The sequence below is a fragment of the Luteibacter sp. GL_149 genome (assembly GCF_057834065.1).
Map to the genome: position 1 here is coordinate 1,152,586 of NZ_CM174395.1, position 13,100 is coordinate 1,165,685.

Below are 13,100 nucleotides of genomic sequence, written 5' to 3' on the forward strand. Positions count from 1 at the left end.
ATCGGAGCCTTGCATGGCAGTTTCGTCAACTAGCGTGCTGCGGCCTCGCGGCCTCAGCGTCGAGCAGCTTGGATCCAACCGCGCGAAGGTGGTGGTCGAGCCGCTTGAGCGTGGTTTCGGCCACACCCTGGGCAACGCGCTGCGTCGCGTGCTGCTCTCGTCGATTCCCGGCAGCGCCATCGTCGAAGTAGAAATCGACGGTGTCCTGCACGAATACACCACTCTCGAAGGTTTGCAGGAGGACGTGATCGAAGTCCTGCTCAACCTGAAGGACGTGGCCATTCGCCAGCACAGTGGTGACGAAGTCACCCTGACGCTGTCGAAGAAAGGTAAGGGCGTGGTCACCGCGGGCGATATCGCGGTCGATCATTCCGTCGAGATCGTGAATCCCGACCATGTGATTTGCCACCTCACCAAGGATGTGGCTCTGAACATGCGCCTCAAGGTGCGTCGTGGTGTCGGCTACCAGCCGGCCAGCGCGCGCCAGCATCCGGACGACGAGACGCGCCCCATCGGCCGTCTGCAGCTGGATGCCTCGTTCGCGCCGGTGTTGCGCGTGGCTTACGAAGTGGACGCCGCTCGTGTCGAGCAGCGCACCAACCTCGACAAGCTCGTGCTCGACATCGAAACGAACGGCACCATCGGCGCTGAGGACGCAGTCCGTAAGGCTGCCGAGATCATCAACGATCAGCTGTCGGTCTTCGGCGATTTCTCGCGCCGTGAGAGCGATTCGACCAAGGCTGAGAAGGGTGGGTTCGATCCGCTTCTGCTCCGTCCGATCGACGACCTCGAACTGACGGTGCGTTCGGCGAACTGCCTGAAGGCGGAAAGCATTTACTACATCGGCGATCTGGTTCAGAAGACCGAAGTCGAGCTGCTGAAAACGCCTAACCTTGGCAAGAAGTCGCTGACCGAAATCAAGGATGTGCTGGGCGGGCGTGGTCTCGCACTTGGCATGAAACTCGAAAACTGGCCGCCGCCGGGCCTTTCGCACGGCATGCAGCTGGGTTGAGCCCCGCTCGGCCCTTTATAGAACTGGAATAAGACCATGCGCCACCAAAAATCCGGACGCAAACTCAACCGCACCAGCAGCCATCGCGAAGCTATGTTCCGTAACATGGCCTCGTCGCTGCTGAAGCACGAGCTGATCCGCACGACCCTGCCGAAGGCCAAGGAACTGCGTCGCGTCGCCGAGCCGCTTATCACGCTCGCCAAGACCGATGGCGTTGCCAACCGTCGTCTTGCTTTCGCGCGTCTGCGCGACAAGCAGGCCGTCGGCAAGCTCTTCGTCGAAATCGGGCCGCGTTACCGCGAGCGTCCCGGCGGCTACCTGCGCATCCTCAAGTGCGGCTTCCGTCCGGGCGACAACGCGCCGATGGCGTATGTCGAGCTGGTGGATCGCCCGGCTAACGCCGAGGCAGTCGAAGCAGAATAAGCACGCAATCCATCGCGTGTTTTCGAGAAGCCCTGGCCGGGAAACCGGTCGGGGCTTTCTCGTTTCAGACGTCCGCAACCTCTGCTTGCAACTTATCGAGCGTATTTCAGAAAACTACGACACATCATTGCGCGTCAACAGGCTGACACGCGCTACACAAAGAGTTAACGTGGTCGTTCCGCAATGCAGCAGCGTCTTATGAACCCGTTCTCCTGGTCGTTCCGTACGCGTTACCTCGCCGGCTTCGTTGTTTGCGCAGGCCTCATGGCGTTCGCGCTTTATGCGCAGTACGTGATGCTGCTCGATCCATGCCCGCTGTGTATCTTCCAGCGCATCGCGGTCTGTTTCATGGGCCTCGTTTTCCTCATTGGTGCTTTGCATGCGCCACGGCGTCCCGCGGGTCGTACGGTTTATACCGTGCTCGCCATCGTCGGAGCGATCGGCGGGATCGTGGTTGCCGGCCGTCATCTCTGGCTGCAGACGTTGCCGCCCGACCAGGTACCCGCGTGCGGTCCGGGTCTCGGTTATCTGTTCGATTCGTTTCCGTTTATGAAGATGCTCAAACTCGCATTCACCGGCTCCGGCGAATGCGCGAAGATTGAACCGATCCTTGGTCTGCCCATGCCCGCATGGACGGTGATCTGGTTCGTTGTACTCGGTGTCTGGGCAGTCATTGCCGCTCGTCGCACCGTTCGTTGATCGACCGCGCCACAAAGGCGCTTCCTGAAGGTATGACTGTCATGCAACACACACTCAAAGCGGTAGATCACGAAGCCTCCGAATGGACGCCGGGATCTTGGCAGGGCAGGACCGCTTTGCAGCAGCCGACGTACGAAGATGCGGCCGAGCTGCGCGAATCGCTTTATCGCCTGGGCGAACTACCGCCTCTGGTGACCTCGTGGGAAGTCCTCGCTCTTAAAGAGCGGCTTGCCGAAGCGCAGAACGGCGAACGCTTCCTGCTTCAGGGCGGCGATTGCGCGGAGAGCTTCGCGGATTGCACGAGCCCGATCATCTCCAATCGTCTCAAGGTGCTGTTGCAGATGAGCCTCGTGCTCGTGCACGGCATGAAGAAGCCTGTGCTTCGCGTCGGTCGTTTCGCCGGTCAGTACGCCAAGCCGCGTTCCGCCGACACCGAGACGCGCGACGACGTCACCTTGCCCGCCTTCCGCGGCGATCTGGTCAACAGCCCCGAGTTCACGCCCGCAGCGCGTCGTGCCGATCCGCAGCGTCTGATCAAGGCACATGCGCGTTCCGCGATGACCATGAACTTCGTGCGCGCGCTGATCGATGGCGGTTTCGCCGATCTGCACCACCCGGAATACTGGGATCTCGCGTGGGTCGAACATTCGCCGCTCGCTGCGGAATATCGCCGGATGGTCGGCAGCATCGGCGACTCGCTGCGTTTCATGGAGACGCTCGCGGGCCAGTCGATCTCGAGCTACTCGCGCGTCGATTTCTATACGTCGCACGAAGCGTTGCTGCTCCACTACGAAGAAGCGCTCACGCGTCGCGTGCCGCGTCAGGATGGCTGGTTCAACCTTTCGACCCACTTCCCGTGGATCGGCATGCGTACGGCTGCGCTCGACGGTGCACACACGGAATACTTCCGCGGCATCCGCAATCCGATCGCAGTGAAGGTTGGACCGACGGTCAAGCCGGACGATCTGCTGCGCCTGATCGACGTATTGAATCCGAACGAAGAACCGGGGCGTCTCACGCTGATCCATCGCATGGGTAATGCGCAGATCGGTACGGCGCTGCAGCCGTTGCTCGAGGCCGTGAAGCGCGAAGGGCGCCGCGTGCTGTGGGTGGCCGATCCGATGCACGGCAATACGGAAAGCACGTCGAATGGCTTCAAGACCCGCCGTTTCGAGAACATTGCCGGCGAGCTGGACAAGGCGTTCGACATCCATGCGGCAACGGGTACGCGTCTGGGCGGCGTGCATCTCGAACTGACGGGCGAAGACGTGACGGAATGCCTTGGCGGCGCGCGCGATCTGGTGGAGCAGGATCTCCAGCGCGCGTACAAGTCGATGGTCGATCCGCGTCTGAATTACGAACAATCGCTGGAACTGGCGATGTTGATCGTGCGCAAGTCGGGCGGGATGGCATAAGCAGCTGCTGTTGTAGGAGCCCGCAAGCGGGCTCCTACAACAGGTAACGCGCCTTGTCGTGGAATCAACCGTGCCGCGACAACGCCCACGCGACATGCTCGCGCACGATCGCCGACGGATCGTCGGCACGCGCCTTTAGCGCGTCGACCACCCCATCCGATGTCGGCGCGTTGCCCAGTCCCACGGCGATATTCCGCAACCATCCTTCATATCCCGTGCGCCGGATGGCCATGCCTTCGGTGCGCTTCAGGAATTCGTCCTCGCTCCAGGCGAACAGATCCACGAGCTTCGGTCCGTCGAGACTATGCCTGGGAGCGAAGTCCGGTTCGACGGCCTCCTGTGCGAACTTGTTCCACGGGCAGATCAGCTGGCAGTCGTCGCAGCCGAAGATGCGGTTGCCCATCGGTGCGCGGAATTCTTCCGGAATACTGCCGCGCAATTCGATCGTCAGATAGGAGATGCAGCGCCGGGCATCGAGGCGATAGGGAGCCACGATGGCTTGCGTCGGGCAGATATCGATACAGCGGCGACAACTTCCGCAATGCGCGGACGCCGGCTCGTCGGCGGGCAGCGGAAGGTCGGTATATAGCTCGCCCAGAAAGAAATACGAACCCGCGCGTTTGTTGATCAGGACCGTGTGTTTGCCGATCCAGCCCAGCCCGGCGTTGCGCGCCAGCGCTTTTTCCAGCACGGGCGCGGAATCGACATAAGCGCGGTAGCCGAATTCGCCGATCGCCTGCCCGATGCGTTCGGCCAGTTTCTGCAACCGGTTGCGCATGAGCTTGTGATAGTCGCGGCCGAGTGCATAGCGCGCGACATAGGCCGCTTCGCCGTCGCCGATAACATCCCAGGCATCGCGCGTGCCAGGCGGCACATAGTCCATGCGCACCGACACCACCCGCAGCGTGCCCGGCTCGAGTTCGGCGGGCCGGCTGCGTCGCGTGCCGTGCCGCGCCATGTAATCCATCTCGCCGTGATGTCCGTCGGCGAGCCAGCGCTCGAGATAGGCCTCGTCGTGGCCGAGTGCCGTGCCGGAGATGCCCACGTCCGCGAAACCGAGCTCGCGCGCCCAGCGCTTGATATTCAGCGCAAGCGCGGCGTAATCGATCGTGGTGGGGACGGGGGCGGACATGCGTCTATTCTACCGGCGGCTCCTATAATCGACCGATGAGCTCAAACACTGTCGATACCGCCCTTTTTACCGCCGGACAGGCGCGCGAACTGGACCGGCGCGCCAGCCAGGACCTGGGGATCCCGGGTTTCGAACTGATGAGACGCGCCGCCCATGCCTCTTTCGACACCCTGGGACGGCGCTGGCCTCAGGCCCGCCGTGTCGTGGTGTTGTGCGGTTCGGGCAATAACGGTGGGGACGGCTATCTTGTCGCCGAACTCGCCCTCCAGGCGGGCATGGTGGCCGAGGTCGTCGCCCTGGATGCGCCGGGCGGCGACGACGCCCTGACGGCGCGGCATGCCTACGAATCGCGTCGGGGCACCGTACATAACGCGCGCGAGGACATGGAACTGCCCGAAGCGGACGTCTATGTCGATGCGCTCTACGGCACGGGCCTGAACCGGGCGCCGACCGGCGTCGCGGCCTCGCTTATCGAGCGTCTGAACGTCTGCGGCAAACCGATTCTCGCACTCGACATTCCCTCGGGCCTTTCGGCCGATTCCGGCGCCAACCCGGGCGTCGCTGTGCAGGCGACGGTCACCGTCACCTTCATCGTGCGCAAGCGCGGTCTGTCCACGGGCCGCTGCGGGCTGGCGGGCGAGATCGAGCTAGCCCGGCTGGGTCTGTCGGACGAACTCGTGGGTACGATCGAGCCGGACGCCCGTCTCCTTTCCCCGCAAGCCCTGCCGGCCCGGCCGCGCGATTCCCACAAGGGCGACAACGGCCACGTGCTGGCGATCGGCGGCGACCACGGTACGGGCGGCGCCATCCGCATGGCGAGCGAGGCCGCGTTGCGCACGGGGGCCGGGCTTGTCAGTGTCGCCACCCGGGACGAAAACGTATTTGCGATCAACACCGGCCGGCCGGAACTGATGGCGCGTGGCGTCAACGGGCCGCAGGCGCTCGAACCGTTGCTCGACAAGGCCACGGTGCTCGCCCTGGGCCCGGGCCTGGGGCAGGGCGCGTGGGGACATGCGCTGTGGACGACGGCTCTCGATGCCGGACGCCCGTTGGTACTGGATGCCGACGGTCTGAACATGCTGGCGAAGGAGAAGCGCGACCTGCCCGTCGAATCGGTTATCACGCCGCATCCCGGCGAGGCCGGACGCCTGCTTGGCGTATCGGCCGCCGACATTCAGCGCGACCGCTACGCTGCCGCCCGCGAACTCGCGCGACGTTATGGCGCCGTCGCCGTTCTGAAAGGCAATGGCAGTTTGATCGCATCTCCCGACGGGCGCGTCGCGGTCTGCCCCTGGGGTAATCCGGGTATGGCCGGCGGTGGCATGGGCGACACGCTCACCGGCATCGTGGCTGCCCTGATGGCGCAGGGATTGAGCGCATGGGACGCGGCGTGTCTCGGCGTGGGTCTTCATGCCCGGGCAGCCGATGTTGCCGCTCGCGACGGCGAACGCGGCCTGCTGGCTACCGATTTGCTCGATCCGCTGCGTCGTCTCGTCAATGGACTTAAGGCATGAGCGAGTTCAGCATGGTCCTGGCCGACGAAGAAGCCACGATGGCGCTCGGCAAACAGTTCGCTTCGCTCGTGCCAGGTGGGCTCGTCATGTATCTCCATGGCGATCTGGGCGCGGGCAAGACGACATTCGCACGCGCCTTTCTCGGTACGATCGGCGTTGGCGAACGCATCAAGAGCCCAACCTATAGCCTCGTCGAAGGCTACGAAGTCGATGGCCGTTTAGCCTTCCATCTGGATCTGTATCGTATTGCCGATCCCGGCGAGCTCGAATGGCTTGGGCTGGACTCGCTCGCCGAACCCGGCGCCATCGTCCTTGTCGAATGGCCCGAACGGGGCGCGGGTGCGTTGCCTGCCGCGGACATCGTGCTCGACTTGCGTCGTGACGGCACGGGCCGTGTCGCCACCTGGCATGCTTTCGGCGATCGTGGACGGCATGCGCTCGACGCGCTAGTGGCCGCCCGGCGCGGGGACTAACGGCGTCGGATACGACACGACAGGACGCATCGGTTCCACGGAACGTCCGAAGTTGGTCCCCATGCGTTGCCGCAGCGCACTGTCGTTATACATACCCATCCGGTTGGACATGGCCGACTGCGCTCCGCTGGCGGGTGGGGCGGTCGATGCGCCCGTGCGTGCGGGCGCGGCCATCAGGTGGCTGAGACAGTCGTACGACGGCACCCGCCTGCCCTGAATTTCGACATCCGTACACGACATCGCCATGCTGTCGCCGGTCGCGCGATCCTGCGCACGCGCCGCCGGTCCGGTGACGACCAGGGCAAAGCCAAGCAGGACAAGGATTGTTGAAGGACGCATGGCAGGCACCACGGGAACCGGCCGGCAGCCGTTGGCGCGCATCCTACTCCGTGACGGCCCTTAACGTGGCGTGTCACGAAACGGAAATAAATATGGTCACAAAAGTGCTGCGGATGTGTCATGTGACGGGCCTACTTTAGGGATCTGCATCGATCACGATCCCAGGGGATCAGGCGGACGGGAATGACCGTGGCACGAAGCGCGGTCGCGTGGATCGGGGCCATCGCATTTGCCAGCTCCCTGTGTATGGGAGCCGAGATACAGCACCTTCCCGAAGAAAACACGGCAGGCCACAGACACGATGAGCAGGTCGTTTTCGATATCGCACCGCAGCCTCTGGTGATGGCCTTGCGCGCCTACAGCGAAACCACGGGTATCGCCGTCCTCGTCGACGATGCGCAGACCGTAGGGCGTAACAGTCCTGGCGTCACCGGACGTTTCGACGTTACCGCGGCGTTGCGCAGGTTGCTGGAAGGGACCGGCCTTACGCCGAGCTATGCGTCGAACGATGCCTTCACGCTCGTCGCCGATCCGAAATCGTCCGGCACGGCCAGCGCCGAAACCGCGCAAGCCACAACAGGAACCGTCGATATCGGTGCAGCTTATGCCGCACGGTTGCAGGCAAGTATCGAAGCGGCGCTCTGCCGTACCGAACGTACCCGTCCCGGACGCTTCCGGCTTGCGCTCCAACTCTGGATCGACGCCAACGGCCGGGTGCGCCGGACCGAACTGCTGAACTCTGCCGGTAGCGACGATCTGGACGGACGCATCGTCGCGATCATGAATGGCCTCGACGTGGGCGTGCCGCCAGCCGAACTTTCCGAACCGCTGACTATCCTGCTGCTTCCACGTGCGCCCGACGCTCCCTTCGACTGCCGGCGCGCGATCCAGGGCGCCAACCATGGAGCGGACGCCTGATGGAATCGACCATGCTTGGCCTGTTCGTCGACCACTATCAGGACTTCGCACGCCGCCTGCGCATGCGTCTGCGCTCCGACGACATGGTCGACGATGTCATGCAGGAGACATTCCTGCGTGTGGAAGGCATGCGCGCCATCGATGGCGGATCGACCAATCCCACGGGCTATCTCTTCCGTATGGCACTGAACGTCGCCGCAGACCAGCGCAGGGCGGACAGCCGCTTCCTGACTGGTCAGGAGGTGGACGAGCTGCTGCATATGGCCGACGACGCGCTCGATCCCGCGCATGTATTCCAGGCACGGCGCGATATCGCCGCGCTGCAGGAGGCTCTCGCCGAACTGACCGCGCGCCAGCGGGACATCCTGATCGCGGCACGTGTCGAAGAGCAGCCGCATACCGACATCGCCGCGCGTTTCGGCATTTCCGTGCGCATGGTCGGCAAGGACCTCAGGAAGGCGCTGGAGCATTGCGGCGACCGGCTGGACCGCCGCGTCGTGCAGCGGTTCGGTCCCGGCGCGGGAAAAACGTCATAAGAGCATGGACGGCGAACACGACGACGAGCAGCAGGCGGCTTTACGGCGCGACGCGCAGGCGTGGCTGCTACTGCTGACATCGGGCCAGGCCACGGCGGACGACGCCGAGGCGTTCCGTCGCTGGTGCGCATCCAGCGACGCGCACGCCCGTGCGTTCGCCGAAGCGCATGTGATGTGGGAGCGACTGGAGCCGGCGGCACGCGCCGCCGCCAACCCTGCTTCCCGCCGTCGACGGCCGATGCCGCGGGTAAGCCGCAGGGCCTTCCTCGGCAGTGCCGTAGCGGCATCGGCAGGCGCCTTCATGTTGCTGCGTTCGCCGTGGAGTCCCTTGCCCGGCTGGTCGGGAGCGGTCCCCGACTTCCAGACGGGCGTCGGCGAGCAGCATCGCGTGGAACTCCACGGTGCCGCCATCGAAATGAACACCCAGACCGCGTTCAATGTATTGCCCGGCGGTTCCGGCATCGCCCTGATCGCGGGCGAAGCGCTGGTAACGACGCTACCTGCGCGCGCCACCCGCTTCGTGATTGCCGCCGGCGAAGGGAAGGTCATCGCTGGCGCGGGCAGCGCCTGCAATGTTCGCTGTCTGGACGCCGGCATACAGGTCACCTGCCTAGAGGGCGATACGGAACTGGCCTGCGCGGGAGGCCTCGCGGTCGTCAAGCCATCGCAGCAGGTCGACTACGACGAGCGTGGCGTCGGGACAGCGTTGGCCGTCAATACGGATGTCGCGATGTCCTGGCGGCATCGCGTGCTCATCTTCGACAGCCAGCCGCTGTCCGAGGTCGTCGCCGACATCAATCGTTATCGTCGGGGGCGAATCATCGTCACGAACTCCGATCTCGCCATGCGCAAGGTGCATGCGCGCTTTTCGCTCGACCAGCTCGGCGACGTCGCCGAGCTGATCCGTGACGCGTATGGCGCTCACGTGACCGAATTGCCCGGTGGCGTGGTCCTGCTCAGCTGATTGCCGTCCTGGCGACGCGCCGACGGTGAATTTTTTGTGACACCGGTTCAGTCGCGACCAGCGCGGGAAGTCTAACCCTGCGAAAGACACCGATCGATGGTTCGGAAGTCCACGAGTTACGACCAACAGGGGCGCAGGGCGCGTGAGCGGAGCCAGTGTGGCGGTTATGCGAATGATGGAAAAAGCGAGGAACGTGCGCGGCAGCGGATGCGCACGGCTATTCGTCGGGCTTGCGCTCGGCGCGATGGCGCAGGCGCAGGCGCAGGCGCAGGATGCGCAGCCAAACGCCGCGGCTAACGTTCCCGAAACCTTCGACGTGAACGAGTACGTCGTCGACGGCAATACCGCTCTGCAGTCGCTGGACATCGAAACGGCTGTCTATCCGTATCTCGGTCCGGGCAAGTCGCTCAACGATGTGAATGCGGCCCGCGATGCCTTGCAGAAGATTTACCAGAATCGTGGCTATCAATCCGTGGTCGTCGAACTGCCGCCCCAGCAGGTCAAGGGTGGCGTTATCCGGCTGCAGGTCATGGAGAACACCATCGGCCGGGTGCGCGTGGAAGGCGCGAAATACCATTCGCCCAAGGAAATTCGCGACGCCGTGCCTGCGTTGGCGGAAGGCCGGCTGCCAGACTTCAACGCCGCGCAGGACCAGCTCACCCAGGTCAATCGCCAACCCGGCCGGCAGGTCGTGCCGATGCTCACGCCCGGATCGCAGCCGCAGACCATGGACGTCACGCTGAAGGTCGAAGACGCTTCGCCCTGGCATGGCAGTATCGAGGTCAACAACGACCACAGCGTCGATACGCCCGAACTGCGCACCGTCGGCAGTATTCGTAACGACAATCTGTGGCAGCTCGGCCATACGGCGTCGTTCACTTATATCGTCGCGCCGCAGGACCGGAACGCCGCGGAAGTCTACGCAGGGTCCTATCTGGTACCACTCGATGCGGACTGGAGCCTGCTCTTCTCCGGCTACAAGTCCAACAGCAACGCGAATACCGTCGGCGGCACCACGGTCCTGGGTAAGGGCAACGCGTTCGGATTCCAGCTTATCCGCATGTTGCCGACGCATGGCACCTATGCGCAGTCGCTGAACATCGGCGTCACGCGCAAACACTTCGACCAGAACATCAACCAGGGCACGGCGGCGTCGAAGTCGCCGATCACGTATATCCCCTTCACCGTGTCGTACAACGGGCAGGCTACACGCGACAAGTCGACGACCAATGTGTCCATCGGCGCGACCGCCGGTATGCGCGCAGGCGGCAGCGATGCCGCCGAGTTCGACAACCAGCGCTATCGTGCGAAGGCGAATTTCTTCTATGTGCGGGCCGATCTGACGCACGTACTTCGTTTCGACAACGGATACAGCCTTTCGCTTCGCGGCAGTGCGCAGGGGGCGACATCGTCGCTGGTTTCGAGCGAACAGTTCGCCGCTGGTGGCGCGAGCACCGTACGCGGTTATCTCGAAGCCGAAGACACCGCGGATCATGGCGTTATCGGTTCGGCCGAATTCCGTTCGCCGTCGATCGCTCCGTCGGTGGGCAAGTGGGCCAACGACTGGCGATTCCACGCCTTCGTCGACGGCGCGCATCTGGTGCTGTCGAACGCGCTCGCGCAGCCGGTCGACGCCGCGGACCCGTCGCGCGGCGACATACGCAAAACCAGCTTCGACCTTCTCAGCGCGGGTCTCGGCACGCGCTTCCAGTTCTTCGATTTCGTCACCGGCACGCTCGAGTTCGCCTATCCCCTTAAGGATGGGCAAGCCACGCGCGCGCATGACACACGCGTTCATTTCAGTCTAAGGGCCGATCTCTGACGTCAACGTCGGAGCCCAACGTTTAGGGGAAGTTATGCGATTCTTGATCTTGGCCTGTCTGCTTCTTTTCATCGGCACCGCGCAGGTAGCGCATGCCGAAGCGTCCTGGTGGAACCAGGACTTCGCCTTCCGCAAGGCGATCACCGTCGACGGTAGCGCGAAGGGCGGCAACCTGGCCGCTTCGGCGGGCCGTACGCCGCTGCTTATCCGGCTTCATTCCGGCAACTTCCAGTTCGATGGCGTTTCCGAAACAGGCGCGGACATCCGTTTCATTGCCGCGGACGACAAGACACCGCTCAACTACCAGATCGAAAGCTTCGACCCCGTGCTGGGCGTCGCGCTGATCTGGGTCGACGTTCCGGATGTCGGTTCGGCGCAGCAGTCCATCTGGATGTATTACGGCGACAAGAAAGCGACCGAAGGCGGGAAGGGCGCAGCGGTATTCGATGCCGACTACAGCATCGTCTATCACTTCGACGAAGCGCCGGGTACGCCGCCCCACGATGCCACGGCCTACGGCAACAACGTACAGGCCGGGTCGGTCGCGACGGTCGACGGCATCATCGGCAAGGCGGCACGGCTCGACGGATCGACGCCAATGGCGTTGCCGGGCAGCGTATCGCTCAACACCACGGAAGGCGGCGCCTTCACCTTCAGCACATGGTTGAAAGTGGACGCGCTCGCTGACGGACGTTCGGCGATCTATGCGCGCAGGCAGAATGGCAAGTCGCTCGTGATCGCGCTGGAGAAGGGCGTTCCCGTCGTGGAAGTCACGGGTGCGACAACCGTGCGCAGCAGTCCCGGCGACGCCATCAAGCCGGGCCAGTGGACGCATCTGGCCGTTACCGCCGCCGATGGCAAGTTCGTTATCTATGTGGATGGCCGCCAGTACGCAACGATGGATGCGGCGCTTCCGGCATTCACATCGTCGGCCGTACTCGGTGGCGATGCCGCGCCGGAGGCGGGCGCTACCGCACCGGCGGACGCAGCGAATGCTTTCGTCGGTCAGCTGGACGAAGTGCGGCTGTCGCGCGTGGCCCGCACACCGGCCTTGATCGCTGTCGACGCCATGGCGCAGGGCGCCGAGTCGAAGCTGGTCCAGTACGGCCAGGACGAAAAGCAGGCCGGGATGGGCTTCGGTTACTTCGGCATCATCGTGAAGTCCGTGACCGCCGACGCATGGGTCATCATCGGCATTCTGTTGGTCATGGCGGTCATATCGTGGGTCGTGATGTGGCAGCGTGCCGTCTATGTCGGCACGGTCACCCGCGCCAACGAGGCCTTCGTCGACCTGTTTCGCGCGGCGGGAAAGAACATGCTCGCCCTGAGCCGCGAACCGGAAGGCTCCGCGACGATCGCACCGTTGCGCTCCTCGTCGCTGTTCCGTCTGTACCAGGTCGGCGCGAAAGAAGTCTGGAGCCGGCGCGACGAACAGGGTCACGCGAGCATCGCCGCCGAGTCGATCGAGGCGATCCGCGCCACGATGGATTCGGTGCTGGTCCGCGAGAATCAGAAACTGTCGCGATCCATGGTGTTGCTGACGATCGCGATTTCGGGCGGCCCGTTCCTCGGCCTGCTCGGCACCGTCGTCGGCGTGATGATCACCTTCGCCGCGATTGCCGCCGCGGGCGATGTGAACGTCAATGCCATCGCGCCGGGTATCGCCGCCGCGCTGCTCGCCACGGTCGCCGGTCTGTTCGTCGCGATTCCGGCCCTGTTCGGCTACAACTACCTGCTCATCCGCAACAAAAACGTCACCGCGAACATGCAGGTGTTCGTCGATGAGTTCGTCACCCGTCTGGCCGAGCTGCATCGCAGCGCCGACCAGCCCGTGCTGGCCTGACGGGAGACCA

13 protein-coding genes are annotated in these 13,100 nt (G+C 63.9%); 11 read left to right on the forward strand and 2 right to left on the reverse strand.

Annotation, left to right across the window (positions count from 1 at the left end; genetic code table 11):
* Positions 1-13 precede the first annotated feature (13 nt).
* The 4 genes from AC3IR3_RS05200 to AC3IR3_RS05215 all read left to right on the forward strand — a co-directional run bounded on the left by AC3IR3_RS05200 (position 14) and on the right by AC3IR3_RS05215 (position 3,549).
* Positions 14-1,012: a DNA-directed RNA polymerase subunit alpha gene (locus AC3IR3_RS05200; protein ID WP_132146606.1), complete on the forward strand. Its 999-nt coding sequence runs from the start codon at positions 14-16 to the stop codon at positions 1,010-1,012.
* Positions 1,013-1,048: 36 nt separating this feature from the next.
* Positions 1,049-1,435 carry a 50S ribosomal protein L17 gene (rplQ, locus tag AC3IR3_RS05205; RefSeq protein ID WP_132146603.1) on the forward strand — a complete coding sequence of 129 codons (387 nt, stop codon included), beginning with the start codon at positions 1,049-1,051 and terminating at the stop codon, positions 1,433-1,435.
* Between the two features lie 198 nt (positions 1,436-1,633).
* Complete coding sequence (locus AC3IR3_RS05210; protein ID WP_489195919.1) at positions 1,634-2,134, forward strand: disulfide bond formation protein B; 501 nt, start codon at positions 1,634-1,636, stop codon at positions 2,132-2,134.
* A gap of 41 nt (positions 2,135-2,175) precedes the next feature.
* A complete protein-coding gene (locus AC3IR3_RS05215) occupies positions 2,176-3,549 on the forward strand; it encodes a class II 3-deoxy-7-phosphoheptulonate synthase (RefSeq protein ID WP_489195920.1) in 1,374 nt (457 codons plus the stop codon).
* Positions 3,550-3,613: 64 nt separating this feature from the next.
* Here AC3IR3_RS05215 and queG read toward each other — a convergent pair whose 3' ends face one another.
* Positions 3,614-4,681, reverse strand: coding sequence for a tRNA epoxyqueuosine(34) reductase QueG (gene queG / locus AC3IR3_RS05220; protein ID WP_489195921.1), 1,068 nt, complete (start codon positions 4,679-4,681; stop codon positions 3,614-3,616).
* 35 nt (positions 4,682-4,716) lie between these two features.
* Here queG and AC3IR3_RS05225 point away from each other — a divergent pair, with 35 nt between their 5' ends.
* The gene (locus tag AC3IR3_RS05225) at positions 4,717-6,195 is read left to right on the forward strand and encodes an NAD(P)H-hydrate dehydratase (RefSeq protein WP_489195922.1); all 1,479 of its coding nucleotides are present in this window, start codon (positions 4,717-4,719) and stop codon (positions 6,193-6,195) included.
* Positions 6,192-6,668: a tRNA (adenosine(37)-N6)-threonylcarbamoyltransferase complex ATPase subunit type 1 TsaE gene (tsaE, locus tag AC3IR3_RS05230; RefSeq protein ID WP_489195923.1), complete on the forward strand. Its 477-nt coding sequence runs from the start codon at positions 6,192-6,194 to the stop codon at positions 6,666-6,668. Before AC3IR3_RS05225 ends, tsaE begins: the two co-directional genes overlap by 4 nt.
* Here tsaE and AC3IR3_RS05235 read toward each other — a convergent pair.
* On the reverse strand, positions 6,642-7,007 hold the full coding sequence (locus AC3IR3_RS05235; RefSeq protein ID WP_489195924.1) for a hypothetical protein: 366 nt from the start codon (positions 7,005-7,007) through the stop codon (positions 6,642-6,644). The two genes, tsaE and AC3IR3_RS05235, sit on opposite strands and share 27 nt — an antisense overlap.
* A 189-nt stretch (positions 7,008-7,196) precedes the next feature.
* Between AC3IR3_RS05235 and AC3IR3_RS05240 the strand changes: the two genes are divergently transcribed.
* The 5 genes from AC3IR3_RS05240 to AC3IR3_RS05260 all read left to right on the forward strand — a co-directional run bounded on the left by AC3IR3_RS05240 (position 7,197) and on the right by AC3IR3_RS05260 (position 13,090).
* Positions 7,197-7,925, forward strand: a complete 729-nt coding sequence (locus AC3IR3_RS05240; RefSeq protein ID WP_489195925.1) for an STN domain-containing protein — start codon at positions 7,197-7,199, stop codon at positions 7,923-7,925.
* Positions 7,925-8,461: an RNA polymerase sigma factor gene (locus tag AC3IR3_RS05245; RefSeq protein ID WP_489195926.1), complete on the forward strand. Its 537-nt coding sequence runs from the start codon at positions 7,925-7,927 to the stop codon at positions 8,459-8,461. The genes AC3IR3_RS05240 and AC3IR3_RS05245 overlap by 1 nt, the downstream gene beginning before the upstream one ends.
* Positions 8,462-8,465: 4 nt before the next feature.
* On the forward strand, positions 8,466-9,425 hold the full coding sequence (locus AC3IR3_RS05250) for a FecR family protein (RefSeq protein ID WP_489195927.1): 960 nt from the start codon (positions 8,466-8,468) through the stop codon (positions 9,423-9,425).
* A gap of 142 nt (positions 9,426-9,567) precedes the next feature.
* Complete coding sequence (locus AC3IR3_RS05255) at positions 9,568-11,247, forward strand: ShlB/FhaC/HecB family hemolysin secretion/activation protein (protein WP_489195928.1); 1,680 nt, start codon at positions 9,568-9,570, stop codon at positions 11,245-11,247.
* A gap of 34 nt (positions 11,248-11,281) precedes the next feature.
* Positions 11,282-13,090 carry a DUF2341 domain-containing protein gene (locus AC3IR3_RS05260; protein WP_489195929.1) on the forward strand — a complete coding sequence of 603 codons (1,809 nt, stop codon included), beginning with the start codon at positions 11,282-11,284 and terminating at the stop codon, positions 13,088-13,090.
* The last annotated feature ends 10 nt before the right edge of the window (positions 13,091-13,100 follow it).

Excerpts from the sequence above, each read along its gene's own strand:
- AC3IR3_RS05225 (WP_489195922.1), top strand. The coding sequence starts at position 4,717 with ATGAGCTCAAACACTGTCGATACCGCCCTTTTTACCGCCGGACAGGCG.
- rplQ (WP_132146603.1), top strand. The coding sequence starts at position 1,049 with ATGCGCCACCAAAAATCCGGACGCAAACTCAACCGCACCAGCAGCCAT.
- tsaE (WP_489195923.1), top strand. The coding sequence starts at position 6,192 with ATGAGCGAGTTCAGCATGGTCCTGGCCGACGAAGAAGCCACGATGGCG.
- AC3IR3_RS05250 (WP_489195927.1), top strand. The coding sequence starts at position 8,466 with ATGGACGGCGAACACGACGACGAGCAGCAGGCGGCTTTACGGCGCGAC.
- queG (WP_489195921.1), bottom strand. The coding sequence starts at position 4,681 with ATGTCCGCCCCCGTCCCCACCACGATCGATTACGCCGCGCTTGCGCTG.
- AC3IR3_RS05210 (WP_489195919.1), top strand. The coding sequence starts at position 1,634 with ATGAACCCGTTCTCCTGGTCGTTCCGTACGCGTTACCTCGCCGGCTTC.
- AC3IR3_RS05245 (WP_489195926.1), top strand. The coding sequence starts at position 7,925 with ATGGAATCGACCATGCTTGGCCTGTTCGTCGACCACTATCAGGACTTC.
- AC3IR3_RS05215 (WP_489195920.1), top strand. The coding sequence starts at position 2,176 with ATGCAACACACACTCAAAGCGGTAGATCACGAAGCCTCCGAATGGACG.
- AC3IR3_RS05260 (WP_489195929.1), top strand. The coding sequence starts at position 11,282 with ATGCGATTCTTGATCTTGGCCTGTCTGCTTCTTTTCATCGGCACCGCG.
- AC3IR3_RS05235 (WP_489195924.1), bottom strand. The coding sequence starts at position 7,007 with ATGCGTCCTTCAACAATCCTTGTCCTGCTTGGCTTTGCCCTGGTCGTC.
- AC3IR3_RS05200 (WP_132146606.1), top strand. The coding sequence starts at position 14 with ATGGCAGTTTCGTCAACTAGCGTGCTGCGGCCTCGCGGCCTCAGCGTC.